The organism is Pseudomonas sputi (assembly GCF_021603585.1).
In the GTDB taxonomy this organism is placed as follows: domain Bacteria; phylum Pseudomonadota; class Gammaproteobacteria; order Pseudomonadales; family Pseudomonadaceae; genus Aquipseudomonas; species Aquipseudomonas sputi.
This window is the reverse complement of the sequence record NZ_BQHI01000011.1, coordinates 88,108-114,821: the sequence shown is the minus strand read 5'-3', so window position 1 is coordinate 114,821 and position 26,714 is coordinate 88,108. Positions and strand designations below refer to the sequence as shown.

Annotated in this window: 18 protein-coding genes; 5 read left to right on the top strand and 13 right to left on the bottom strand. The window is 61.4% G+C overall.

What is annotated here, in order from left to right:
- Positions 1-13: 13 nt before the first annotated feature.
- From L6D81_RS17075 to glnE, 8 genes are read right to left on the bottom strand one after another with little or no spacing between them, the layout of a single operon-like run.
- The gene (locus L6D81_RS17075; RefSeq protein ID WP_236181162.1) at positions 14-1,465 is read right to left on the bottom strand and encodes a lipopolysaccharide kinase InaA family protein; all 1,452 of its coding nucleotides are present in this window, start codon (positions 1,463-1,465) and stop codon (positions 14-16) included.
- Positions 1,465-2,217: a lipopolysaccharide kinase InaA family protein gene (locus L6D81_RS17070; RefSeq protein WP_236181161.1), complete on the bottom strand. Its 753-nt coding sequence runs from the start codon at positions 2,215-2,217 to the stop codon at positions 1,465-1,467. Before L6D81_RS17070 ends, L6D81_RS17075 begins: the two co-directional genes overlap by 1 nt.
- On the bottom strand, positions 2,214-2,948 hold the full coding sequence (locus tag L6D81_RS17065; RefSeq protein ID WP_236181160.1) for a lipopolysaccharide kinase InaA family protein: 735 nt from the start codon (positions 2,946-2,948) through the stop codon (positions 2,214-2,216). Before L6D81_RS17065 ends, L6D81_RS17070 begins: the two co-directional genes overlap by 4 nt.
- Positions 2,948-3,754, bottom strand: coding sequence for a lipopolysaccharide core heptose(I) kinase RfaP (rfaP, locus tag L6D81_RS17060; RefSeq protein ID WP_236181159.1), 807 nt, complete (start codon positions 3,752-3,754; stop codon positions 2,948-2,950). The genes L6D81_RS17065 and rfaP overlap by 1 nt, the downstream gene beginning before the upstream one ends.
- On the bottom strand, positions 3,755-4,876 hold the full coding sequence (locus L6D81_RS17055; protein ID WP_236181158.1) for a glycosyltransferase family 4 protein: 1,122 nt from the start codon (positions 4,874-4,876) through the stop codon (positions 3,755-3,757). It lies immediately after the preceding gene.
- Complete coding sequence (gene waaC / locus L6D81_RS17050; protein WP_236181157.1) at positions 4,876-5,937, bottom strand: lipopolysaccharide heptosyltransferase I; 1,062 nt, start codon at positions 5,935-5,937, stop codon at positions 4,876-4,878. Before waaC ends, L6D81_RS17055 begins: the two co-directional genes overlap by 1 nt.
- Before the next feature lies 1 nt (position 5,938).
- Positions 5,939-6,973, bottom strand: coding sequence for a lipopolysaccharide heptosyltransferase II (gene waaF, locus L6D81_RS17045; protein ID WP_039766536.1), 1,035 nt, complete (start codon positions 6,971-6,973; stop codon positions 5,939-5,941).
- A 51-nt stretch (positions 6,974-7,024) separates the two neighbouring features.
- Positions 7,025-9,964, bottom strand: coding sequence for a bifunctional [glutamate--ammonia ligase]-adenylyl-L-tyrosine phosphorylase/[glutamate--ammonia-ligase] adenylyltransferase (gene glnE, locus L6D81_RS17040; RefSeq protein WP_236181156.1), 2,940 nt, complete (start codon positions 9,962-9,964; stop codon positions 7,025-7,027).
- Positions 9,965-10,348: 384 nt separating this feature from the next.
- On the opposite strand from glnE, the gene aceE reads away from it, so the two are divergent.
- From aceE to msrA, 5 genes are all read left to right on the top strand, one after another.
- Complete coding sequence (aceE, locus tag L6D81_RS17035) at positions 10,349-12,994, top strand: pyruvate dehydrogenase (acetyl-transferring), homodimeric type (protein WP_064592997.1); 2,646 nt, start codon at positions 10,349-10,351, stop codon at positions 12,992-12,994.
- 11 nt (positions 12,995-13,005) lie between these two features.
- Entirely contained in the window at positions 13,006-14,970 is a 1,965-nt protein-coding gene (gene aceF / locus L6D81_RS17030) for a dihydrolipoyllysine-residue acetyltransferase (protein ID WP_236181155.1), read from the top strand.
- 279 nt (positions 14,971-15,249) lie between these two features.
- Entirely contained in the window at positions 15,250-16,647 is a 1,398-nt protein-coding gene (locus tag L6D81_RS17025) for an alkaline phosphatase D family protein (RefSeq protein WP_236181154.1), read from the top strand.
- Between the two features lie 238 nt (positions 16,648-16,885).
- Positions 16,886-19,582 (top strand): putative bifunctional diguanylate cyclase/phosphodiesterase, encoded by a 2,697-nt coding sequence (locus tag L6D81_RS17020; RefSeq protein ID WP_236181153.1) that lies wholly within the window; start codon positions 16,886-16,888, stop codon positions 19,580-19,582.
- Between the two features lie 105 nt (positions 19,583-19,687).
- On the top strand, positions 19,688-20,353 hold the full coding sequence (gene msrA / locus L6D81_RS17015; protein ID WP_236181152.1) for a peptide-methionine (S)-S-oxide reductase MsrA: 666 nt from the start codon (positions 19,688-19,690) through the stop codon (positions 20,351-20,353).
- Positions 20,354-20,402: 49 nt separating this feature from the next.
- Here the strand turns inward: msrA and L6D81_RS17010 are convergent, their stop codons facing one another.
- The 5 genes from L6D81_RS17010 to putP all read right to left on the bottom strand — a co-directional run bounded on the left by L6D81_RS17010 (position 20,403) and on the right by putP (position 26,557).
- Positions 20,403-21,242, bottom strand: coding sequence for a 23S rRNA (adenine(2030)-N(6))-methyltransferase RlmJ (locus L6D81_RS17010; RefSeq protein ID WP_236181151.1), 840 nt, complete (start codon positions 21,240-21,242; stop codon positions 20,403-20,405).
- 240 nt (positions 21,243-21,482) lie between these two features.
- Positions 21,483-21,803: a hypothetical protein gene (locus L6D81_RS17005; RefSeq protein ID WP_236181150.1), complete on the bottom strand. Its 321-nt coding sequence runs from the start codon at positions 21,801-21,803 to the stop codon at positions 21,483-21,485.
- 328 nt (positions 21,804-22,131) lie between these two features.
- Entirely contained in the window at positions 22,132-22,884 is a 753-nt protein-coding gene (locus L6D81_RS17000) for a DUF4123 domain-containing protein (RefSeq protein ID WP_236181149.1), read from the bottom strand.
- Positions 22,829-24,844 carry a type VI secretion system Vgr family protein gene (locus L6D81_RS16995; RefSeq protein ID WP_236181148.1) on the bottom strand — a complete coding sequence of 672 codons (2,016 nt, stop codon included), beginning with the start codon at positions 24,842-24,844 and terminating at the stop codon, positions 22,829-22,831. The genes L6D81_RS17000 and L6D81_RS16995 overlap by 56 nt, the downstream gene beginning before the upstream one ends.
- A gap of 228 nt (positions 24,845-25,072) precedes the next feature.
- Positions 25,073-26,557 (bottom strand): sodium/proline symporter PutP, encoded by a 1,485-nt coding sequence (gene putP, locus L6D81_RS16990; protein ID WP_236181147.1) that lies wholly within the window; start codon positions 26,555-26,557, stop codon positions 25,073-25,075.
- Positions 26,558-26,714 lie beyond the last annotated feature (157 nt).

Sequence of the window (26,714 nt, the reverse complement as noted above, 5' to 3'; positions counted from 1 at the left end):
CTGGCGAAAGTAATCATGCAGCGCCCGACACATCCCTGGGCAAACGCTGATCTATCACCTGATACAGCGCACTGTTCTCAGGCCAGTTGCGCATGAACCGCGCGCGATCCCGGGCATAGGCCGGGGCGAAACTGCCCAGCGAGCCGTGCTGGCACATCGAATCCAGATCGATCAGCGCCCAGCGGTCTTCCTGCCAGAACAGGTTGTGCCCCTTGAAGTCGCCGTGGCTGATACGTTCGGCGATCAGCCGGGCAAACAGTTGGTCCAGGGCCTGCAATTCGGCTTCCGGCGCCGCGCCGCTTTCGACGTAAGGCGCAAAACGCTCGATGATGTCCGGCCCGGCCAGGTACTCGGTGATCAGATAGGCCTTGCTGCGCAGCCAGAAAAACCGTGTTTCCAGCACCGCCAGCGGTTTTGGCGTGGCGATGCCGAGGAACATCAGACGATTGCCTTCGCACCAGGAGTGCCAGGCGCGGCTCGGACGCCAGAAACGCTTGAGCCAATGGGCAAAATTCTTGATGTTGTAACGCTTGATCACCAGCGCACGCCCGGCAACCTCGACCTTGCCGACACTGGCCGCGCCGCCGGTTTTGTACAGGTGGCCCTGATCGAGCAAGGCATCGGCCTGCTCCAGCACCGGCTGCATCGCGGCCTCTTCCTCGCGGCGAATTGCACGCAAACCAAAAGCACCGCGCTTGACGCTGAACAGCGTGCACTCACGACCGACCTTGATCAGGTAATCCTTCAAGCGCCAGGCGCGCACCTTGTCGATCTGTTTTTGCAAGGCTTCCAGTGGCAGCGCGTGTTCGCTGTTGCTCAGCAGGTAATACACCAGCAATTCTTCGGTGAACGGCTCGAGCGACTTGGGCAGCTGGGCAAAGAACACCCCGAGATTTTCCAGCACTTTCTGCCGGGACAACGGCTGGCCAACAGTCTCCGCACGGATACCCGCGCCATCGATCAAATACAGATGACCGCCGTGGCGCAGCAGGTTGTCCAGGTGCAGGTCTTCCTGCCACAGGCCCTTGCCGTGCAACTGACCGATCGCGCCGAGCGCTTCGGCCAGCACCGCCGATTGTTCATCCGCCAAAACCGGCAGGGATTCGACCTTGCTCCAGGCATCACCCAGGCTTTCGGCGCCTTCAAGGAACTCAAACAGCAGCCAGCCGCCTTCGCCATCCTTCAGGCCATCGGCCAGCAACAACGGCGTGGTCATGCCCTGAGTGGCGAGCAACTTCACGCCTTCCAGTTCACGCTGAAAGTGCCGCGCGGCCTTGTTGCCGACCAGCAATTTGGCCAGCACCGGACGTCCGCGCCACACACCGGCACCGACGTAACGCTGCCCCGGCAACACCCGCAACAGACTGAGCAATTGCAAATCGGCAGCGCCCGCCGCATCGGCCAGCGAAACCGTCAGCGGCAGACTCGGCGTGCGCCCGGCATTTTTCAGGTCGGACAGCTGCATCAGCGGGTCTCCTTGCGACTGCGCCGCGCAGTCAGCCGCGTGACCCAGGCATCCACCAGCGAACTGTCCGTCGCCTGATCGAGATACGCCGCCAGCAGCTCACGCAATTGCGCTTCGCTCCACTCCGGCGCACGGCGCAGCAGTGGCTCCAGGTCCTTGACCCGGTCACGCAGGCCGAACAGCAACGGGCGGGTCTTTTCCAGGTCAATCAACTGCGCCAGATAGCCATCGCCCTCGGCGCGCAGAAAAATGTGCTTGGGATAGAAGCAGCCGTGTACCTGACGCATGCCGTGGAGGTGGCGCGCCAACAGTCCGCAAGACTTGAGAATCGCCGATTGCTGCGCAACCTCCAGGTCCGACCAGCGCTGCAACAGCGAATCGAGATCGTCCCAGCCGTCCAGCGCGCGGGTCAGCAGGATCGCTCGGACTTCGCCGTTGACTTTGCGCTCACCGAAGAACGCCGCCTGCAACGCCGGAATGCCAAGCTTGTTGTAACGACTGATGTTGCGAAACTCCCGGGCGAACGTCGGCTCGCCGAATGGCGCGTGCAAGGTGCGGGTCAGGTAATTGCACTGGCGCTTGAGGTAATAGCCATGCCCTTCCAGCTCCAGACGAAACACGCTGCTCCAGCCGCCGCCATCGGTGTTGGGCTCATCCACGGCGTCGAGCTGCTTGGACCACAGCGCATCGAACGTGCCGAGACCATTGCGCTCCAGGAGCGCACGGTCTTCAGCAGCCAGAAAATCAGTCATTCGCGTCCCTCAAAAAATCTCACCACGTGGCGAATCCGTTGCTTGTCGGCGGCATTCAGCCGATCACATCCACGGTATTGCAGGTAGAAGCGCAGGCGCTGGGTGTTCGACAGGTGATACTTGGCGACCTTGTCGAGGCAGGCCAGATCCTTGGTGATCCGGTACTTGAGCCAGAAACCGCGCCAGAAATCGCCGTTCGGGCAGTCGATTAAAAACAGCTGCGCCTGATCGTCGATCAGCAGGTTGCGCCACTTCAGATCGTTATGGGTGAAGCGGTGGTCGTGCATGACGCGGGTATAACCGGCCAGTTGCCGGCTGACGCCGTCGACCCAGGCGCGATCCTTGAGCTTGGGATCGTTGCGCTCGGCCAGTGCCGACAGGTCTTCGGTGCGCGGCAGTTCACGGGTGATCATCGCCCCGCGATCGTAAGCCATGCCTTTGCGTTCCAGCCCCCACGCCACGACTTCAGCCGTGGGAATGCCCCACTTGGCGAAGCGCTTGAGGTTCTGCCATTCCATCTTCACCCGGGGTTTGCCCAGATAACGCCGCAGGCCCTTGCCGGCTCCGCTGTAGCGCTTGACGTAATAGTTGACGCCGTTGAGCTGCACGCGAATGACTTCGGACAATGGATCGCGGGTCAGGCGCTCGCCCTGCAGGGCGAATACCGCTTCAAGGCTACCGAAATACTGCGCAAGTTCACGGTACTCAGGCTCCAGATTCCAACCCGCCATCAGAGCGCATCCCCGTAGCGTTGCTTGCGCGCGTAGAGCTTGTTGGCCTTGTCTTCGAGCCAGCTCAGCAACGGCGCTTCTTCAGCCAGGATCTGGCGCAGCGGTTGCTGGAAGTAGCCTTTGAGGAAGCGCAATTTGTCACGACGGGTCAGGCCGATGTCCAGCGCAGAGAAGTACAGCGCCGCCAGATCCTTGTTGCGCCAGCGCTGGGTGATCGCCGGACGGGTCTGGGCACGGTGCAGGTCGATCACCGAGAGTTTGAAATCTTCCGGGGTGACCGGTTTGTCGGTGTGCAGCAGAAAGTGGCAGATGTAGCAGTCGCGGTGATTGACCCCGGCGCGGTGCATCATGCCGGTCATGCGCGCAACCTCGGCGATCAGCGCCCGCTTGAGTTTCGGCTGCGGTGGCTGCTTGACCCAGTCGATGCTGAAGTCTTCGAGACTGATGGTCGGCGCCAGTTCTTCGGTGACGATGAACGAATGCTGATCCGCCGGGTTGCTGCCCTTCTCGCCGTACGCGACGGCGGTCATGGTCGGCACACCGACTTCCTGCAAGCGCTGGATGGCTTTCCACTCCTGGCCCGCGCCGAGTACCGGCAGCTTGGCGGTCAGCAGGTTCTTGAAGATCTCGCCCCAGCCGATACCGCGGTGAATCTTGACGAAAAAGCCATTGCCGTCGACTTCCGTGCGCAACGTCCGGCGGGCTTCCAGCTCGCGGTACACCTCGCCCTGCAAGCCCTCGACCTCGGCGAACGGGTCGCGCCCGGCCCACAGGCTCTTGAACGGTTCAGCCAGCATCAACTTCATTTAAGCGTGCTCCGCCAGAATCACATCGGCCGCGTGCTGCGGCATGCTGTAGAGGTCGGCCGTCTCGGCGAAGGCCAGACCGTTGCGGCTCCAGGCCGCCCGTGCAGCGTCGTCGTTCAACATGTCAGTCAGGTATTGCGTCAGTTGCGTCTGATCAAACGGCTCGTCCAGCACGCGCCCGGCATCGGCCTCGGCAATGTAATGGGCATAACCGCAGACCGCGCTGACCAGCACCGGCAACCCGGCGACCAGCGCTTCAAGCAGCACCGTGCCGGTGTTTTCGTTGTACGCCGGGTGAATCAACAGATCGGCGCCGAGCAGGAAACGCGGGATATCGCTGCGCCCCTTGAGGAACGTCACGTTGTCGCCCAGGCCCAGCGCTGCACTCTGCATCTGGAACAATTTGGGGTCATCCTGGCCGATTACAAACAGCCGGGTGCGTGTCTTCAGCTCGGCAGGCAGCGCGGCCAGCGCTTTCAGGCTGCGATCGACGCCCTTGGTCTTGAACCCGGAGCCGATCTGCACCAGCAGCAGTTCGTCGTCCTTGAGGTTGAATTCGGCGCGGAAACCGGCGCGAATCTGGTCGGCATCCGCCGGACGGCGACGATCCTGAGCGATACCCGGCGGCAGCAGGTGGAAGCGTTCCAGCGGCGTGTCGTAATGCTTGATGAACAGCGGCTGCTGGACTTCGGAAATCATCAGCACTTCGGTTTTCGCATCCTTGGCGAACACGGCGCGCTCGTATTCGGCGAAGTGGCGGTAGCGGCCCCAGCGGCGATACAGCGAATGGCGCAAGTTCTGCGCCTTGTCTTCGAAGCAGCCGTCGGCGGCGTAGTAGACGTCCAGCCCCGGCATTTTGTTGAAGCCGATCAGGCGATCCACTGGACGCTTGGCCAGGTCCGCTTCCATCCACGCGCTGAGCTTTTCATTGCGCCGGTGATTGAAGAACGCCTTGACCGGCGCCACCAGCACTTCGAAACCGGGCGGCACGTCGCCTTCCCAGATCAGGGTGTAGACGCGAATTTGATGGCCGCGCTTCTGGCATTCGAGGGCGATGCGCATGAAATCGCGCTGCAAACCGCCGAACGGGAAATATTTGTACAGGACAAAAGCCAATTGCATCAGCGCAGCTCCTCAGCCATCAACAACGTGCTCAGTCGGCTGGCAACACGCTCGGGATTCAGACGCGTGAAGCACAGGGGCCACTCGCGTTTCAGGTCAAACTGACGGGCATCCTGCGCGGTCGGTTGATACGTACATTTCTTTTGCAGGCACGGCGCGCACGGAAAATCGCTGCCGAGGTGAATCTGCAGCTTGCCGTAGGCGCCGGTCAGGCCCGGATTGGTCGGGCCGAACAGGGAAATCGTCGGCACATCCAGCGCTGCGGCCAGATGGCCGAGACCGGTGTCCACCGCGACGCAGGCCTGGGCGCCGGCCAGCACCTTGCCGACCCCGGCCAGGTTCAGCTTCGGCAGCACTTCGGCGTGTTTGAAACCGGCGGCGATGCGCTCGGCCCGTGCCTTTTCCAGCGGGTTGCCCCACGGCAGCCTGATCCCGACGCCGAGGTAGCCGACTCGCTCGGTCAGCTCGCGCCAGTAGGCCTCCGGCCAGTGTTTGGTGTCCCAGGTGGTGCCGTGGAGGAACACCACGTAGGCATTCTTGCGCGGCAATTCGACCAGGCGCTCAACGTTGAGGCCGTAATCGCCCAGCCCCTTGGGCAAGTCGTAACCCAAAGCAATCGCGAACAACTGGCGCACGCGCTCGACGGCGTGCTGCCCACGGGCCACCGCCAGTTTGCGGTCATAAAAACGCGCGGCGATCGGCTCACGGGCCGAGCCCTTGTCGAGACCGGCCACCGGAGCTTTGACGTAGCGAGTCAGCCAGGCACTTTTCAGCAGGCCCTGAGCATCGATCACCAGGTCATATTTGTTCGCCCGAACGGATTGCTTGAAGCGCTTCCATTCGCCGCTGGTGATGGTTTTCCAGAGGTTTTTGCGCCAGCGGCGGATCGCCACCGGAATCACCTTGCCCACGGCCGGGTGCCAGGTCGGAATCTCGGCGAAACCTTCTTCCACCACCCAGTCGAATTTGATCCCGGGAATCGCCCGGGCGGCGTCGGTCAGCGCCGGCAACGCATGAATCACGTCGCCCAGCGATGAAGTCTTGATCAGCAATACCCGCAAGTTAATGAACCTCGACCACAGAGCCCTGCAAACGCTGCAAGGCATCGTTGACCGCGTCCGGCATCAGCTGGCGCAGGCAGTTGTAATGGCCGAAACGGCAGGTGCGATCGAAGCAAGGGCTGCAATCGAGACCCAGACGGACGATTTCCACGTGCTCGGCCAGTGGTGGGGTAAAACCCGGCGAGGTCGAACCGTAGACCGCCACCAAAGGGCGATTCAGCGCAGCAGCCACGTGCATCAGGCCGGAGTCGTTGGAGACCACCGAGTCGGCGCAGGACATCAGGTCGATGGCCTCGGCCAGCGAAGTGCCGCCGCTGAGGTTCACCGATTCCTCGCGCAGCCCCGGAATCAGCCGCGCGCGGATGTCTTCACCGACCGCATGATCGTTCTTCGAACCGAACAGCCAGACCTGCCAGCCTTCACGGATGCGCGCCTCGGCGACCTTGGCGTAATGCTCGGACGGCCAGCGCTTGGCTTCGCCGAACTCGGCACCGGGGCACAACACCAGCACTGGGCGGTCGAGGGTCAGGCCGAACTTGGCCAGCGCCGCCTCGCGGGTGACCGGGTCGATTTGCAGACTCGGGCGTGGATAGGGTTTCGGCAGCTCGGCATTCGGCTCGTAAGCCAACGCCATGAAACGCTCGATCATCAGCGGATAACGTTCTTTATCCAGCGTGCGCACGTCATTGAGCAGGCCATAGCGGAATTCGCCGCGCCAGCCGGTGCGCTTCGGGATGCCGGCGAAGAACGGCACCAGCGCCGACTTCAACGAGTTCGGCAGCAGGATCGCCTGGTCGTACTGGCCGGCCAGGGACTTGCCGATCCGCCGACGGGTCGCCAGCTCCAGCGCGCCGTGGCCGAGCGGGAAGCTCAAGGCCTTGCGCACTTCGGGCATGCGTTCGAGGATCGGCCGACTCCACTCGGGGGCCAGCACGTCGATTTCGCACTGCGGGTGGCGCTGCTTGAGACACTGAAACAGTGTCTGCGCCATCACCATGTCACCGACCCAACTGGGCCCAACGATCAGAATATTCATGTGGTTTCCATAAACGAACCGGGGAGGCCTTACGCCTCCCCGTCTCGAGAATCAGCTTAGCCCCAGCTCACGCCAGATCCGCATCACCTGCCGCCGTTCGTCCGCGAACTGATCGCCCGGTATCACCCCGGCGTCCTTCTGCAAGGCCTGCCGGTGGGCAGCGGAACGATAGGCCTTGTAGGCCTCGCGCAACAGACTGGCATCTTCGGCAGGCATCAGCCTTTCGTGTTCCAGCTCTTCCAGAATGCGGATATTGTCCGTCCAGCGCAGCAACGGCGGGTGGGCCTGCGACCACGCCAGGGCCGCGTATTGCACCATAAATTCAATATCGACGATACCTCCGGCGTCCTGCTTGAGGTCGAACGGCGCCGTGGCCTCGAAGGCATTCGCCCCGGTACCGGCGGCGGTGCTCTTGCTGCCGAGGTTATCGCGCATCTTGGCGCGCATCTCGCTCACTTCCTGTTGCAGTTTCGCCAGATCCCGCGCCTTGCCCAGCACCTGGGCCCGGACGTTCTCGAACGCCTGGCCGACATCCTGGCTGCCCACCAGCACCCGGGCTCGCACCAGGGCCTGATGCTCCCAGGTCCAGGCTTCGTTTTCCTGATAGCGCGCAAATGCGCCGAGCGAACTGACCAATAACCCGGACGCCCCGGACGGACGCAGGCGCATGTCCACTTCGTACAGCTGGCCGGAGTTGGTCTGCGCCGTCAGCAAATGGATGATCCGCTGGCCGAGCCGGGTGAAGAACTGCGTGCCATCGATCGGTTTCGGGCCATCGGTTTCGGCCTGCTGATCGCCATCGTGAATGAACACCAGATCCAGGTCCGAACCATGCCCCAACTCGATCCCGCCGACTTTCCCATAACCGACAATGATGAAGCCGGGATCGCACAGCGTGCCATCGGTGCGCAGCGGCGTGCCGTACTTGGCCACGGTCTGGCGCCAGGCCAGGGCCAGCACTTGTTCCAGAATCGCCTCCGCCAGCCAGGTCAGGTAATCGCTGACTTTCATCAACGGCAGGCTGCCGGCGATTTCCGAGGCGGCGACGCGCAAGCGGTGCGCCAGTTTGAAATGGCGCAGGGCTTCCATCTGTTGTTCAAGGTCGTCTTCCGGGATTCGCGTCAGGCGCTCGCGCAACTCGGCGGCCAGTTCCGGCGCCAGCGGCGGCTTGAACAGCCGGCCTTCGTTGAGCAATTCATCGAGCAGCAGCGGGAAACGGGTGATCTGTTCGGCGATCCACGGACTGGCGGCGCACAACGTCAACAAGCGGCGCAGCGCGCCGGGGTTTTCCGTCAATAGCACCAGATAAGCCGAACGCCGGGCCACCGCTTCGACCAGCGGCAGCACCCGCTCCAGCACCAGATCGGGATTTTCATGCTCCACCGCCTGAGCGAGCAGGCGCGGAATAAAGGCATCGAGACGTTCGCGCCCCAGACGCTGCATCGCCCGCAGTTGCGGGCTGGTACGCAGGCTCGCCAGCGCCCTCAGGGCCTTGGTCGCGTCGGCGAAACCGCCCTCCTCCAGTTGGCGACAGGCCGCCTCTTCGTCCTGAGCCTCTTCCCACAGCGGCAGCCATTCGCCGCCAACCACCACTTCACTCTCGGCGCCCGCGTCCTCGTCGGGATCGGCGATCACTTGCGCGAAGTGCCAGGCCACGCGACCGCGCCAGAACATCAGTTTCTCGTGGAACGCCTCCCAGTCGGCGAAACCGAGCATGAACGCGATACGCGCCTGATCCTGAGCGCTGTCCGGCAGCATCTGGGTCTGGCGGTCGGCAATCGCCTGGATCGCGTGTTCGGTGTAACGCAGGAATTCGTAACCTTCGCGCAGCTCGCCGATCACCGTCGGCGGCAGATAGCCCTGCCCTTCGAGCGTGCTCAACACCTTTAATAGAGGCCGCTGTTGCAGACTCAGGTCGCGACCGCCGTGAATCAGTTGAAAGGCCTGGGCGATGAATTCGACTTCACGGATACCGCCGGAGCCAAGCTTGATGTTGTCGGCCATGCCCTTGCGCCGCACTTCCTGCTGGATCAGTTGCTTCATGGTGCGCAGCGCTTCGATCGCCGAGAAGTCCAGATAGCGCCGGTACACGAACGGCCGCAGCATTTCCTGCAATTGCTCGCCCGCCACCTGATCGCCGGCCACCACCCGCGACTTGATCATCGCGTAGCGTTCCCAGTCGCGGCCCTGATCCTGGTAATACTGCTCCAGCGCATTGAAACTCAGCACCAGCGCGCCGGACGATCCATACGGGCGCAGGCGCATGTCGACGCGGAACACGAAACCGTCGACAGTGATCGGATCGAGCGCCTTGATCAGGCGCTGGCCGAGGCGGATGAAGAATTCCTGGTTGTCCAGCGGGCGCTTCACGCCGACGGTTTCGCCGCCCTCGGGGTAGGCGAAGATCAGGTCAATGTCCGAGGACAGGTTCAGCTCGACCGCGCCGAGCTTGCCCATGCCGAGGATCACCATTTGCTGTGGTTCGCCGCTGCGCCGGCCGGTCGGCGTGCCGAACTGGTCGCAATGGCGGCGGTACAACCATTGATAGGCCTGGTCGATGCTGGCATCGGCCATGTCCGAGAGATCGCGGCAGGTCTGCACCAGATCGGCCTGACGGTTGAGGTCGCGCCAGATGATCCGCACCTGATGCCGGGCGCGCTGACGGCGCAGGACGCGGCCCAGTTCATCTTCGGTCTGCGCGGTGCTGACCGCCTGTGCGATCTGCCCACACAATTCGCCGGGGGCGAATGGCCGGTCGAGTTCGCCGGACTGCACCAGCGACAACAACATCAAAGGGTCACGAACGCTCTGTTCAATGACGAAATCGCTGGCGGCACTGACGCGGGCGAACTGCGCCCAGCGTTCCGGCGTCCAGGACGAGAAGCCGTGATCGTCTTCCAGTTGCGCGACGGCCGTACGGAACGACTGCTCCGATCGGCTGACCAACGGCAGGAGAATGGCGGGCAGTTCGGCAAGCGCGGGCAGGGTCATGGTCTATCCTTGATCGGCGTGTAAATGGCCGCTTGTAGTGATGAATGAAAAACCGCTACGCGAAGGACTGTCGAACAAAAGTGAGAAATAGCTGAAATTTCTTTTTCTTTGGCAGTCAGCATCAAACTTTCACCTTTTTCGGATAGCTAAAGACTAACCTTAACGATTATTCTCACAACGCAGTTGGAGGCCACAAGCCTTTCATCTGTAGTTTTACTACTCGTCTATACATTCGAAAGGCTGAAATGCCGGATGATTTGTAGTAAAACTACACGCCGCCGGAACAACCTGTCGGCAATCCAAGAATTTTAAATCGTCTGCCCACAAGGCCAGTCGCAAACTCAGGCAACCGATTCTGGAAGCCTTTCCGCCCTGGAGCAAGCCATGCAAGACCTCGATCCCGTCGAAACCCAGGAATGGCTGGACGCCCTGGAATCGGTTCTCGACAAAGAAGGCGAAGACCGTGCTCACTATCTGATGACCCGTATGGGTGAACTGGCGACCCGCAGCGGTTCGCAGCTCCCTTACGCGATCACCACGCCTTACCGCAACACGATCCCCGTTACCCACGAAGCACGCATGCCTGGCGACCTGTTCATGGAACGCCGCATTCGCTCGCTGGTACGCTGGAACGCGATGGCCATGGTAATGCGTACGAACCTGAAAGATTCTGACCTGGGTGGTCACATCTCCAGCTTCGCTTCCAGTGCGACCCTGTACGACATCGGCTTCAACTACTTCTTCCAGGCCCCGACCGACGAACACGGCGGCGACCTCATCTACTTCCAGGGCCACACCTCGCCAGGCGTTTACGCCCGTGCCTTCATGGAAGGCCGCATCACCGAAGACCAGATGAACAACTTCCGCCAGGAAGTCGACGGTCAGGGCCTGTCGTCCTATCCGCACCCTTGGCTGATGCCTGACTTCTGGCAGTTCCCGACCGTATCGATGGGTCTGGGCCCGATCCAGGCGATCTACCAGGCACGCTTCATGAAGTACCTGGAACACCGCGGTTTCATCCAGCCGGGCAAACAGAAAGTCTGGTGCTTCCTGGGCGACGGCGAGTGCGACGAGCCGGAATCCCTGGGCGCGATCTCCCTGGCCGGCCGCGAGAAGCTGGACAACCTGATCTTCGTCATCAACTGCAACCTGCAGCGCCTCGACGGCCCGGTTCGCGGCAACGGCAAGATCATCCAGGAACTCGAAGGCGTGTTCCGCGGTGCTCAGTGGAACGTGACCAAAGTCATCTGGGGCCGTTTCTGGGACCCGTTGCTGGCCAAGGACGTCGACGGCATCCTGCAACGTCGCATGGACGAAGTCATCGACGGCGAGTACCAGAACTACAAAGCCAAAGACGGCGCGTTCGTTCGCGAGCACTTCTTCAACACGCCTGAGCTCAAGGCGATGGTTGCCGATCTGTCCGACGACGAGATCTGGAAACTCAACCGTGGCGGCCACGACCCGTACAAGGTCTACGCGGCGTACCACGAAGCGGTCAACCACAAGGAACAACCGACCGTCATCCTGGCCAAGACCATCAAGGGTTACGGTACCGGTGCGGGCGAAGCGAAGAACACCGCGCACAACACCAAGAAAGTCGACGTCGACAGCCTGAAGCTGTTCCGCGACCGCTTCGACATCCCGGTAAAAGACGAAGAGCTGGAAAACCTGCCGTTCTTCAAGCCGGAACCAAACAGCGCCGAAGCCCGTTACCTGGCCGAGCGTCGTGCCGCACTGGGCGGTTTCGTGCCTCAGCGTCGCGCCCAGAGCTTCAGCGTGCCGACTCCGGACCTGGACACCCTCAAGGCGATCCTCGACGGTTCCGGCGACCGTGAAATTTCCACCACCATGGCCTTCGTGCGGATCCTCGCGCAACTGGTCAAGGACAAGGAAATCGGCCCGCGCATCGTGCCGATCATCCCGGACGAAGCCCGTACCTTCGGTATGGAAGGCATGTTCCGTCAGCTGGGCATCTACTCGTCCGTCGGCCAGCTCTACGAGCCAGTCGATAAAGACCAGGTGATGTTCTACAAGGAAGACCAGAAAGGTCAGATCCTTGAAGAAGGCATCAACGAAGCGGGCGCCATGAGTTCCTTCATCGCCGCCGGTACTTCGTACTCCAGCCACAACCAGCCAATGCTGCCGTTCTACATCTTCTACTCGATGTTCGGCTTCCAGCGCATCGGCGATCTGGCCTGGGCTGCCGGCGACAGCCGTACCCGTGGCTTCCTGATCGGCGGCACCGCCGGCCGTACCACCCTGAACGGTGAAGGCCTGCAGCACGAAGATGGTCACAGCCACCTGCTGGCTGCCACCATCCCGAACTGCCGCACCTACGATCCGACCTACGGCTACGAGCTGGCGGTGATCATTCAGGACGGCATGAAGAAGATGACCGAAGAGCAACAGGACATCTTCTATTACATCACCGTGATGAACGAGTCCTACCAGCAGCCAGCCATGCCGGCCGGTGCCGAAGAAGGCATCAAGAAAGGCATGTACCTGCTCGAAGAAGACACCCGCGACGCGGCGCACCACGTACAGCTGATGGGCTCCGGCACCATCCTGCGTGAAGTGCGTGAAGCGGCGAAGATCCTGCGTGAAGAGTTCAACATCGGCGCCGACGTATGGAGCGTCACCAGCTTCAACGAACTGCGTCGCGACGGCCTGGCCGTAGAGCGCAGCAACCGTCTGAAACCTGGCCAGAAGCCTAAGCAAAGCTACGTCGAAGAATGCCTGAGCGGCCGTAAGGGTCCGGTCATCGCATCGACCGACTACATGAAGCTGTTCGCCGAGCAGATCCGTCAGTGGGTACCGTCCAAGGAATTCAAAGTCCTGGGCACCGACGGTTTCGGCCGCAGCGACAGCCGCAAGAAACTGCGTCATTTCTTCGAAGTCGACCGTCATTTCGTGGTGTTGGCAGCCCTGGAAGCACTGGCTGACCGTGGTGATATCGAACCTAAAGTCGTGGCCGAGGCCATCACCAAGTTCGGCATCGACCCGGAAAAACGCAACCCACTGGACTGCTGAGGAGAAACTCTGTGAGCGAACTCATTCGCGTACCTGACATCGGCAGCGGTGAAGGTGAAGTAATCGAACTGTTTGTGAAGGTCGGCGACCGTATCGAAGCCGACCAGAGCATCCTGACCCTGGAATCGGACAAGGCCAGCATGGAAGTGCCGGCCCCGAAGGCCGGCGTCATCAAGAGCCTGAAAGTGAAGCTGGGCGATCGCCTGAAAGAAGGCGACGAACTGCTGGAACTGGAAGTCGAGGGCGCCGCGCAAGCGGCCCCTGCTCCGGCTGCTGCTCCTGCCGCCAAGGCTGAAGCTGCACCGGCCGCCGCGCCTGCACCGGCTGCGCCTGCCGCAGCCCCTGCTGCCGCTTCGGTTCAGCAAGTGCACGTGCCGGACATCGGTTCGTCGGGCAAGGCCCAGATCATCGAGATCCAGGTCAAGGTCGGTGACACCGTCGAGGCTGATCAGTCGCTGATCACCCTGGAATCCGACAAGGCGAGCATGGAAATCCCGTCGCCTGCCGCTGGCGTGGTCAAGGCCATCAGCGTCAAGCTGAACGACGAAGTCGGCACTGGCGACCTGATCCTGGATCTGGAAGTGGCGGGTGCTGCAACCCCTGCTGCGGCCGCTCCGGCCCAGGCTGCCGCTCCAGCCACTGCCACTGCGCCGGCGCCTGCCGCTGCTCCAGCCGCACCGGTTGCCGACAGTGTTCAGGACATCCACGTTCCGGACATCGGCTCGGCCGGCAAGGCCAAGATCATCGAAGTACTGGTCAAGGCTGGCGACAGCGTTGAAGCCGACCAGTCGCTGATCACCCTGGAATCCGACAAGGCGAGCATGGAAATCCCGTCGCCTGCCGCCGGCGTGGTGGAAAGCGTTTCCATCAAGCTGGACGACGAAGTCGGCACTGGCGACCTGATCCTCAAGCTGAAAGTCAAAGGCGCCGCTCCGGCTGCTGCCCCGGCTCCAGCTGCCGCTGCTGCACCGAGCGCTCCAGCACCAGCCGCTGCTGCTCCGGCCGCCGCTGCACCTGCTGCTGCCGCTCCGGCTGCCGCTCCTGCCAAGCCGGGCGCCAAGGTTCACGCCGGCCCTGCCGTGCGTCAGCTGGCTCGCGAATTCGGCGTCGAGCTGAGTGCCGTTGGCGCCAGCGGTCCGCACGGTCGCATCCTGAAAGAAGACGTGCAGGTGTACGTCAAAGCCATGATGCAGAAGGCCAAGGAAGCACCGGCCGCTGCGGCTGGCGCAACCGGTGGCGCGGGCATCCCGCCGATTCCGGTCGTCGATTTCAGCCGTTTCGGCGAAATCGAAGAAGTGCCGATGACCCGCCTGATGCAGGTCGGCGCCGCCAACCTGCACCGCAGCTGGCTGAACGTGCCGCACGTCACGCAATTCGACTCGGCGGATATCACCGAGCTGGAAGCGTTCCGCACCGCCCAGAAAGCCGTTGCAGAGAAGGCCGGCGTCAAGCTGACCATTCTGCCGCTGCTGCTCAAGTCCTGCGCCCACCTGCTCAAGGAACTGCCGGACTTCAACAGCTCGCTGGCACCAAGCGGCAAGGCGATCATCCGCAAGAAATACGTGAACATCGGCTTCGCCGTCGACACCCCGGATGGCCTGCTGGTACCGGTCATCAAGAACGTCGACCAGAAGAGCCTGCTGCAACTGGCCGCCGAGGCCGCTTCCCTGGCTGAAAAAGCCCGGACCAAGAAGCTCTCGTCGGACGAGATGCAAGGCGCCTGCTTCACCATTTCCAGCCTCGGCCACATTGGCGGCACGGGCTTCACGCCGATCGTCAACGCGCCGGAAGTGGCGATCCTCGGTGTTTCCAAGGCAACCATCCAGCCAGTCTGGGACGGCACAGCCTTCCAGCCGAAACTGATGCTGCCACTGTCGCTGTCCTACGATCACCGTGTGATCAACGGCGCCGCTGCTGCACGCTTCACCAAGCGTCTGAGCGACCTGCTGGCGGACATCCGCACCATCCTGCTGTAAAGCGTTCGGCCCTCCGGCAACGGAGGGCCGAACGTGTTCCACGTTTTCGAGCGCCACACGCTCGTACCTCAACCCCGTCAGTTTGGCGGGGCTTTTTTTTGCCTGAAATAACGGCCGCCTGAACTTTTCCCACAAAGGGTGCTGATATAAGCCACGAACTTAGTCCATTTCCTATCGATATTTTTCAGCAGCAGGCAACTAACCTTGGCGAATAAAAGTTGCACCAATAAACCCGAGCAACTTAGTTCATAACCAATACTTATTCGAATGGATTCGAACATGCACAAACCTACTGTCGGCCCGATCATCGGCCACACAACAACTAATCAGGCGCGGATTTTTATTCGTGGTGAACTGCAACATAACGCGGCCGTATTTGCCGGTATTCGTTATCGGTCACTGGATTCGAAACAATGGCAACCCGGTCAGTTTGTCAAACTTGATTCAACCCGCGACATGACGGAAGTGCTCGTACTCGATCATCTGGAGGCTGACACCGAATACGAATACCAGACCGGCTGGTTCAGCCCGATGAGTCCCGTCCACACCATCCACAGCGTGGCGGAGTTGCCGCTGCAATGGCCACGGGAAACCTATCGCCTGCGCACCCGCAGCAGCCAGCCCTTGCAGCCGCGCGCCTACATCCTCGGCTCATGCCGTTACCTGCGCATGACCGCCGGCATCCCGGTGCTCCCTCATCCGGGCGACCGGATCTTCGCCTCCATCAGCCAACTGATCGAGGGCGCACAACCGGCAATCCGCGCGATCATGATGTGTGGCGATCAGATCTACGCCGACGACTTGAACCTGTTCGCCCCGGATCGCGACTATGACGAGTTCATTGCGAAGTATCGTGCGGCGTTTTCCCTGCCTAATATCCGACGGTTGATGTCCGGCACTTCGACCTACATGATCCTGGACGATCACGAAATACAAGACAACTGGCCAGCAAACGCCAACGAGCACGATAAAACCCTCTATCGCAATGCAATGGCGGCTTACGATATTTATCAAGCGAGTCACAGCCCAATCTGCTCGACAACAACTAACGGCACAATCGACCGCACTTCGCTCAAGCACTATTGGTATCCATTCAGCGACGGCGATATCGAATGGTTTGTAACGGACAGTCGAACTCGCCGCAACTTGTCGACCGAGAACCGCCGCATCCTCGATGAAGAACAGGAACAGGCTCTGTGCAAGTGGCTGGTCAATAGCCCGGCGCGGGTCAAGTTTGCGGTCACCAGCGTCATGTTCTATCCCGACCGCAAAATGAACGGCGATGATGCGTGGGCGGGCTTCCCCGAACAGCGCCTGCGCCTGCTGGAAACCATCCGCCAGCATCGGCTCAGGAATGTCGTGTTCATTTCCGGCGATGTGCATGGCTCACTGACCAGTCGCCTGACCCACAGCGAAGACCCGGACTTCGAGGTGCACACCGTCGTGTCCTCGCCACTGAGCAACAGCAAACTGTTGCCCTATGCCACCCTCTCGACCTTCACGCTCGATCAGCCACTGGCGCAGACCGCGGCAGGCGAATACCGGCACGAACTGACCAGCCAGGTCGTCAGCCAGGACAACTTCGCGCACATGGTGGTCGAGACCGGGCGGATCCGGGTCAACTATCACGATCGGGATGGCAGGCACCTGCAATCCATCGACATTGCGTTGCGATGAATCCAGCGGCACGACCGTTCCGGATGTCGGAGGGCTCTGGAACGGCACTCTGCGCACTGAACGGCATTACTTTCCGGCAACCGCTGGAGAAATGTTCATTGCAGCCGACATATTCTTATAGCACTTGGCCTTCATGTCTCTTGTCAGTCGGTGCCGCAATGATGCAACCTTGCCGCAGGCAACAGTAAAGAGGGCGAGAGCCCGGCGCGTTCAGCAAATTTCCAAGCGAGTTCCCTTCATGAAGAGCCAACCCGATGCCGCCAGCCGTATGGTGGCCGAGGTAGTGACGCAGTTGCCTGTGCCCTCGCGGCTCGGCATGCTGCGTTTCGAGCGCTTGAATGAAGCCAGCTGGGCGATGCTGTTTCTCGACCCCAACTGCGAACGCCAGTTCGGCCAGCCTGCCGTCGAACTCTGCGCCCTGGTCGGTTCACCCTATGCCAGCCTGATGGAGCCCGAAGCACGCTATCAGTTGCATGACGCGATCCAGCAGCAACTTGGCGAAAGCCCGCACTATCTGGTGCGCTACACCCTGCATACCACCGCTGGTGCGCTGAGCATTCTTGAACTCGGGGAAGCCTACAAACAGCACAACCGCCACTTGCTGCGCGGTTACCTGATGGTGGTCGACAATGTATTCGAGGAAGCACAACCGCTGCCGTCCGTCGACCTGGAAACGCAGAATTCGCGCCTGCAAATTGCCCTTGAGCTCAATCAGCGCGCCCAGCAGGAACAGCTGCAACATCTGGAGCGGGTGCGCGCCCAGCAGGATCTGATCCTGTTGCTGGCCCGCCAGCGCTACAGTAGCCAGAACTCCCTGCAGGAAGCTGCCGAGTTGATTACCCGCTGCGCCTGCGATATCTACGAAATCGACTGCGCCAGCCTGTGGAACCTCGAAGGCCAGAAGCTGATACCGATCTCGGCCTACCACCGCGCCACCCAGGAATACATCCTGCCGGAGGTGATCGACGTCAGCGGCTTCCCCGATTACATGGACGCCCTGCACGGCAGTCGCGCCATCGACGCGCACAACGCAATGCGCGACCCGCGCACCCGGGAAATGGCCGAAGCCCTGCGCCCGCGCGACGTCAATGCCATGCTCGACGCCAGCATCCGCGTCGACGGCCAGGTGGTGGGCGTGTTGTGCCTGGAGCAGACCGGCGTCACCCGCGCCTGGCAGTCCGACGAAATCGCCTTTGCCGGTGAACTCGCCGACCAGTTCGCCCAGGTCATCAACAATCACAACCGCCGCACCGCCACCAGCGCGCTGCACCTGTTCCAGCGCGCGGTCGAGCAAAGTGCCAACGCCTTTTTGCTGGTCAATTGCGACGGCGTGGTCGAATACGTCAATCCGAGCTTCACGGCGATCACCCAGTACACCACCGAGGAAGTCCACGGCCAGCGCCTGTCGGAGCTGCCAGCCCTGGAAAACTTAAGCGAGCTGCTGTTCGACGCACCCTCGGCGCTGGCCAAGAGCAACAGCTGGCAGGGCGAGTTCAAGAGCCGCCGCAAGAACCTCGAACCCTACTGGGGCCAGCTGTCGATCTCCAAGGTCTACGGTGACAACCGTGAGCTGACGCACTACATCGGCATCTACGAAGACATCACCCAGACCAAACTGGCGCAGCAGCGCATCGAGCGCCTGGCCTACACCGACAACCTGACCAACCTCGGTAACCGGCCTGCATTTATCCGCAATCTGGATGAACGCTTCGCCCGGGATAGCGATACCCCGATCAGCCTGCTGCTGGTGGACATCGACAACTTCAAGCGAATCAACGACAGTCTCGGCCACCAGACCGGCGACAAACTGTTGATCAGCCTGGCCCGGCGCCTGCGCAACAGCCTGAGCCCGAGCGGCAGCCTGGCACGGTTCGCCAGTAACGAATTCGCCGTGTTGCTCGACGACACTGACCTTGCCACCGGGCAGCAGATCGCCAACCAATTGCTGGCGACGCTGGATAAACCGATGTTCGTCGACAACCAGCTGATCAGCGTCACCGGCTCCGTGGGCCTGGCCTGCGCACCGCTGCACGGTCGCGACCCGCAGACCTTGATGCGCAACGCCGGCCTGGCCCTGCACAAGGCCAAGGCCAACGGCAAACATCAGGTGCAGGTGTTCACCGAAGCGCTGAACGCCGAAGCCAGCTACAAACTGTTCGTCGAGAACAACCTGCGCCGAGCCCTGACCCAGAACGAGCTGGACGTGTTCTACCAGCCGAAGCTGTGCCTGCGCAGCGGTCGGTTGCTGGGCATGGAAGCGCTGCTGCGCTGGAACCACCCGGAGCGCGGCATGATCCGCCCGGACCAGTTCATCAGCGTCGCCGAGGAAACCGGACTGATCATACCGATCGGCAAGTGGATCGCCCGCCAGGCCTGCCGCATGAGCAAGGCGCTGACCGCCGCTGGCATGGGCAATCTGCAAGTGGCGATCAACCTGTCGCCCAAGCAGTTCTCCGACCCGGATCTGGTGGCCTCCATCGCCAACATCCTCAAGGAAGAAGCACTGCCGGCCAATTTGCTGGAGCTGGAGCTGACCGAGGGCCTGCTGCTGGAAGCCACCGAAGACACCCACTTGCAGCTCGACCAGCTCAAGCGCCTGGGCCTGACCCTGGCCATGGACGACTTCGGCACCGGTTACTCGTCGCTCAGCTACCTGAAGAAATTCCCGATCGACATCATCAAGATCGATCGCAGCTTCATCCATGAAATTCCGGACAACCAGGACGACATGGAAATCACTTCCGCCGTGATCGCCATGGCCCACAACCTGAAACTCAAGGTCGTGGCCGAAGGCATCGAGACCGCCGAGCAGCTGGCGTTCCTGCGTCGCCACCGCTGCGACGTCGGCCAGGGCTACCTGTTCGACCGGCCGATTCCGGGCGGCGAGCTGATCCAGGCGCTCAAGCGCTACCCGCGTGGTCCGCTCTCTCTGTAACCCACAGGACACTATCCGCACATTTTGCCTGGTGATTAACCGGGCATCATTGGGCACACTGTGGGTCTGCTTATAGACATCCCATCCTGACTGAGAGGAACGATCATGGTTCTGCGCTCGGAAATTCTGGTGAACAAAAACGTGCTACCGACTAAAGAACAAGCTCTGCCTGGCCGCGAAACCCCGATGGCCCTGCCTGAAAAACACTTTGTTTTCACCGAGACGCCGTTGCTGGGCCCGTTCTTTCAGGACGTCGACTTCGCGATCTTCGGCCTGGGTTGCTTCTGGGGTGCCGAGCGCCGCTTCTGGCAGCGCGAAGGCGTAGTCAGTACCGTGGTCGGTTACGCCGGCGGTTTCACGCCGAACCCGACCTACGAAGAGGTCTGCTCGGGTCTGACCGGCCATGCCGAAGTGGTGCTGGTGGTGTTCGACAAGGCCAAGGTCAGCTACGAAGAGCTGCTGGCGATGTTCTGGGAATTGCACAACCCGACGCAGGGCATGCGTCAGGGCAATGACATCGGCACCCAGTACCGTTCGGTGATCTACGCGACCCATCCGGAGCAACTGGAGGCGGCACTGAAGAGCAAGGCTGTCTATCAGGCTGAGTTGTCGAAGGCGGGCCTGGGTGAAATCAGCACCGAGATTGAACAGGCGCCGACCGTTTACTTCGCCGAGACCTATCACCAGCAGTACCTGGCGAAAAATCCGGAAGGCTACTGCGGGATTGGCGGCACGGGTGTGTGCATGCCACCGAGTCTGGCGGGTAACTAAGCCCGCCCTGATCGCTCCCGCGCTATGTGCGGGAGCGATTGACGGTTGATCAGCTCTCGGCGATCAACCAGTCCATCTGCCACCCACCCTGGGTCTGCCCCAGTTTCCTGGACAGCCACGGCAGCAACTCACGCAATTCTTCCTCCAGCCCCCACGGCGGATTGGCAATCGCCAGGCCAGAACCGTTCAGGCTGTTCGGCGTGTCCAGCGGATGCACCAGCAGTTCGACCCGCAGCAGTTTCGGCGCACCGGTGCCGGCCAGATCCTGATAGAAACGACGCAGCGCGCGCTGATCCTTCACCGGATACCAGATCGCCGCGACGGTCTGGCGCATCCGCGAGATCGCCTCTTTCAGCGACGCCGCACAACGCTGCATCTCGTCGAGTTTCTCGAACGGCGGATCGATCAACATCACTGCACGCTTCTCGGCCACCGGCAGCAGCGCCCGCGCTACATGCCAGCCCTCGCCCAGATGCACGGCCACACGGCGGTCACCCTTCATGTTGTCCTTGAGCAGCACGCCGTCTTCCGGGTGCTTCTCGTTGAGCAACACACGATCCTGGGAACGGGTCAGACGCCGCGCCAGCTCCGGCGAACCCGGGTAATAACGCAACTGGCCATCCGGGTTCATCTCGTGCAGCACCCTCATGTAGTCGGCGGTCAGCGCCGGCAGATCCGGCTGATCCCACAACCGCGCGATGCCTTCCAGGTACTCGCCGGTACGATTGGCCTGATCGCCCTGCAGGTCATACAGACCGATGCCAGCGTGGCTGTCGAGATAGGCAAACGGCTGCTCCTTGCGCGACATCAGGGCGATGAGGCGGGTCAAGGTCAGGTGTTTGAACACATCGGCGTGATTGCCGGCATGGAAGGCGTGACGATAATTCATGGCTGCTCCTGCGAGGGCCGTGAAGTTTACCTTTTACCGGGCGGCAAGTCAGGGGCTCGCAGCTGAGTGGCGTGCCGCTGCACTAATGATCGTTCCCACGCTCCGCGTGGGAATGCAGCCCGTGACGCTCCGCGTCGCATGGGGTATCAGCCACAATTGCGGTGGACGCCTGGAACGCGGTGCATCCCTGGAGGCATTCCCACGTAGACGGTTTGACGCCTCGACGTGGGAACGATCGAGTCAGGACGGTATGGCGTGTAGGCGCTTGCCAATCACATCCAACACATCACAGCCATCACGCAATGGAATCACACAGAGCTGGGCGAAGTCGCTGAGGATGACCGAGTCGCACTCGACCGAGCCGCGCATGCACATGTTTTCCAGGACCTGGATCACGGCGCGGATGCGGTAGTTGGCGGCGTCCATCAGGATGTCGAGCGGGGCGTGGGTGTCGATGAACAGGGTGGGCATGTCGTTGCAGTTGCTGGTCAGCGCCATGAGGCGGTTGTCGGGGTGGGGGATGAAGGGCTCGTAGGGTGGATCGGGATGAAGCTTGCTCATTTTTTAACCTCTGGTAGTGAAGTGAACGTCCACCGTTTCCTCCTACGGATTGGGTGGCAGCCATGCGCGGGGTAGGAGGACTGAGACCAGAGCACTCAGCCACGCCGAAGCGTGCCCGCGCATAACCGCCGCAAAAGATCTTACGGTCGAGCGAAGACTGCCGCAAATCGGGCAACGACGCTTATGCACTGCTCTGAAATCAGGGCTCCTACGCCCTGTCTCCACACTTGCGGAGACAGCCAAAGACTATCCCCGCACCACCGCGCCCACCAGTTCACGCAAACCGCCGCAACTCGCAGGAAACGTCCGAAGCCTTTGCCCGGAAATTTCACTCTGATTCGTCCCGTAAGCAGTCCAGCAATGCCGAAGCCGACGATTCGTCCGACGCTGAAGCCGCAAAGAATCTGACAACCTTGCAGCGCAAGACATCGGCGGGGAACGCTTCGAACAACGCCGGCTGCTCCTCGCTCAACCACTGCAAGGCGTTGTTGATCCGGGCATCATCGCCGAATTGCGCCAGCAGCTTTTCCGGCACCGACCACCAAGGAAACTCCCGACCCGAGACCCGCGCCCTGCCCCCGATCTCGACGGCCTGACCGTTGATCAATCCTCGCGAGAGGACCGGCAGTAATCGCCCGGCATCCACCTCGGGCCACTCAAGGATCGGCAACCAATACCGCCCATCCCAAAATCGGAAAAACACCGCTTTCCCGTCAGGCATCAGCACCTGGGTCAAACTGCGGAAGTGCTCGACCACCGCTTCAAGCCCCGCCGAAGATACGGCCAACCAACCCCAGTCGCGAGACTCCGTGGTCGCCACCCAATCCAGAAACTCACTGTCCGCTTCGACGATTCCCACGTAGGGCATCACCGCATCCCACTCGGCGTAGATCGTTTCCGCCCAGATCGGTTTCGGCACCTGCGCTTTCAGCGGCCAGGCCTTCAGTGGCTCTGCCGCACTGGCGCTACTGAAAATCGCGAACAACTGCTCCGACGGTTTCAGCGGCTCATCCTTCAACCATTGATCAGGCCGCACAGACACCGTCCTTGCAGCGCTCGCATTCTTCGCAGAACGGCGCATCACTTTTAAGGCTCATGATTTGCGCGGCAGTCAGAATAGCTGCCGGTGCCGCCATCAGGTTTTCCGGCAAGCCGGGCACTGTCGGCGCTGCACTCATCGCCGCCATCGGCGCGCCACCCACCACAATCGGCACGCTGCTGAAGATTCCGCCGGGGCCAATGTTGATCCACTGCCCGCCCGCCTGAATCGTCGCGCTCGCCCCGCCGTCGATCACCACTTGCTGGCCGGCGCTGACGTGAAATTGAGCACTGGCGTTGATCGCCTGATTGTTCACGCGGATGTGCCGGTCGCCGGTCACCGTGAGGTGGTCGTCCTGCTTCACTTCGGTCTGACGCTGGCCGTGGGTGATGCGCTGCTCATCGGCTTTCAGTTCATGTTTAGCAAGGCCCGTGACGACGACGCTGCGCTGGTTGTCGACCTGCACCTGCTGATCATTCAACACGTGCTGCGTCCAGTTTCGTTGGGCGCGCAGGTAGATTTCCTCGGCGCCTTTGCGATCCTCGATGCGCAATTCGTTGTAGCCCCCGCCGCCCGGACTACTCTGACTGCGGAAAATGCTGCGGGTCTTGTCGGCCGGCAGCTCCAGCGGAACCGGCGTGGCGGCGTTCGGCAGGCAACCCATGACCAGCGGTCTGTCGGCGTCGGAATCGATGAACCCCACCAGCACTTCCATGCCGACCCGGGGGATCAGCACACTGCCATAACGATCATGGGCCCAGCCGCTGGCGACCCGCAGCCAGCAGCTGGAATGCTCGTTGAGTTCACCGTCGCGATCCCAGGCCAGTTGCACCTTGACCCGGCCATATTCGTCGCAATGGATTTCACTGTCTTTCGGGCCGGTGACCACGGCCGGTTGATAGCCAAGCATCCGTGGTTTTTCCGGGCCGATGGGGGGGCGGAAGAACACGTCCCACGGCGTGGCGAGAAAGGTATTACGGTAACCCTGGAATTCTTCGCCATCGCTGGTCACCGATTCCTCCAGCACTTGCGGCTGCCGGCCATGGTGTTCGAGCGAGGTCAGCAGCCAGAGATCATTCAAATCCTGGCGCGGATGCTCACTCAGTTGCAGGAAATGTCCGCTGACCAAGGCGGATTGATCGCTGCGGCCCTCGGCCTGACGGTAGTCGGCGACATGTCGTTCAAGGGTGCGCTGGGCCAGTTGCTTGCCGGTTTCGCGCTCGGTGAACTGGCCAGGAAAGTGGTAATCCTCCAGCACCGGGCGCTGTTCGCTTTCGGCGCGACTTTGCAGCGCCAGCCGGGGTTTGGTGAAGTCGTAATCACGCCGGGTGACCACGCTGGTGCGGGTTTCAACGCGAACGGTGAAACGCTTGATCGCCGGTGCCGATGCGGCCATGCCGCTGCCCGGCAGGTACAGCGTCGGCCCGGCCAGACGCGGGAATACCGTCTGATCGTCGCCGAACACCAACAGATGTCCGTCCGGGCTGTGCTGAAAATGGAAATGAATGCCCACTTCGGCACACAGCCGCTGAATGAACGCCAGATCGCTCTCGGCGTACTGCACACAATATTCACGGGGCGGGTAATCGCTGCCGAGACGAAACGCGAAGGCATCGCGCAGGATCGCGTGATCCTTGAGGATCTGCGTCACGATCTGCGGCACGCTCTGGTGCTGGAAGATTCGCTGATTGATCCGATGCCCCAGATAGGCCAGACGCGGAACGAGACTGACGTGATAGCGGGTCAGACGCTTGCCGGAATCCCCCTGCCCGACCCGATAGATCTGACCGTGGATACCGGAACCGTCTTCATCAAAACCCAGAAACGCCTGACAGTGCAGCAGGCTTTCCAGATCCAGATCCGGCCGTTCACTGACCAGCTCCAGGTCAAAACGGAAGGGTTGGCTGATGGCTTCCTTGCCCGTGAACTCAAGGACTTTGAGGTCAAACTGGGCGCCTTCGACGGTCAACGTGAAACGCGGTTGATTGGCAGGCGCGAACATCCGATGTCTCTCTGCAGATGGAGGGCGGGCGATTCTGCATGAGGGGCAAGGGGTGCAGGTTGAGTGACTGGAAAATCAGATTTGCCCTACTTGAAACTTCGATATTCCCTTCAATAATCGGCGCATTCGACTACAGACTTTTCCTTCGGAAAAATCGCAGGCAATAAAAAACGGCTCGCTTCCTGGTAGGAAACGAGCCGTTTTCTTGTGAGCCTCAGCTCATTCCCATCACTTGTTCAGATGGAAATCCTTCTCGGCTGCTTCAAAGCGCTGAACCATGCCGGCGCTCGGCTGGCCCATCAGGCTGACCAGGTAGATCGCCAGGCTGGCGAAGATGAAGCCCGGGATGATTTCGTACAGGCCCAGCAGTTCGAAATGCTTCCACACGATCACGGTGATCGCGCCGACCAGGATGCCGGCCAGTGCGCCGTTACGGGTCATCTTTTTCCAGATCACCGAGATCAGCACCACCGGACCGAAGGCAGCACCGAAACCGGCCCAGGCGTAGGACACCAGACCCAGCACACGGTTGTCCGGGTTGGCGGCCATCGCGATGGCGATCAGTGCAACCAGCAACACCATCGCTCGACCGACCCATACCAGCTCGACTTGCGAAGCGGATTTACGCAGGAAAGCCTTGTAGAAGTCTTCGGTCAGGGCGCTGGAGCACACCAGCAACTGGCAGCTCAGGGTGCTCATCACCGCGGCGAGAATCGCCGACAACAGCACGCCGGCCACCCACGGGTTGAACAGGATTTTCGCCAGCTCGATGAACACGCGCTCGTGGTTCTCGGTCACTGGACCCGCGACTTCCGGGTGCGCCGAGAAGTAGGCGATACCGAAGAAGCCCACGGCCACGGTGCCGCCCAGGCACAGGATCATCCAGGTCATGGAGATGCGACGGGCCTTGGCGATCGATTTCACCGAGTCAGCGGCCATGAAGCGCGCCAGGATGTGCGGCTGGCCAAAGTAGCCCAGACCCCAACCCATCAGCGAGATGATGCCGATGAAAGTGGTGCCTTTGAGCATGTCGAAGTTGCTCGGGTCCTGTGCTTCGATGGCCAGGAACGTGGTGTCGACGCCGCCGGTAGCCAGCAGCACGATGATCGGCGTCAGCAGCAGGGCGAAGATCATCAGGGTGGCTTGCACGGTGTCGGTCCAGCTCACCGCGAGGAAACCGCCGACGAAGGTGTAGGCAATTGTCGCCGCAGCACCGGCCCACAGCGCGGTCTCGTAGGACATGCCGAAGGTGCTTTCGAACAGGCGTGCACCGGCCACGATGCCGGAAGCGCAGTAGATAGTGAAGAACACCAGAATCACGACGGCCGAAATGATCCGCAGCAGACCGCTTTTGTCTTCGAAACGGCTGGCGAAGTAGTCCGGCAGGGTCAGCGCATCGCCGTTGTGTTCGGTTTGAACACGCAGACGACCGGCGACGAACAGCCAGTTCAGGTAGGCACCGATGACCAGGCCGATGGCGATCCAGCCTTCGGACAGACCGGACATGTAGATGGCGCCCGGCAGGCCCATCAGCAACCAGCCGCTCATGTCGGAAGCGCCGGCGGACAATGCCGTCACCACGCTGCCCAGGCTGCGGCCGCCCAGAATGTAGTCAGAAAGGTTGTTGGTGGAGCGATAGGCCATGAAGCCGATCAGCACCATTGCTGCGATGTAGATCACGAACGTGATCAGGGTTGGGTTGCTTGCGCTCATTACGTACGTGCCCTGGCTTTGTTTTTATTTAGCGGCGGCGGTTGCACCGTTTGCAGACTGACGTCTGACAGACGATTCGCACGGCCGCGCATTTATGACCAATGTTTCCCCAGGAAAGCCATTGGCCGGTGCGCCGGGTTTCCCGGTTGCACCTTGG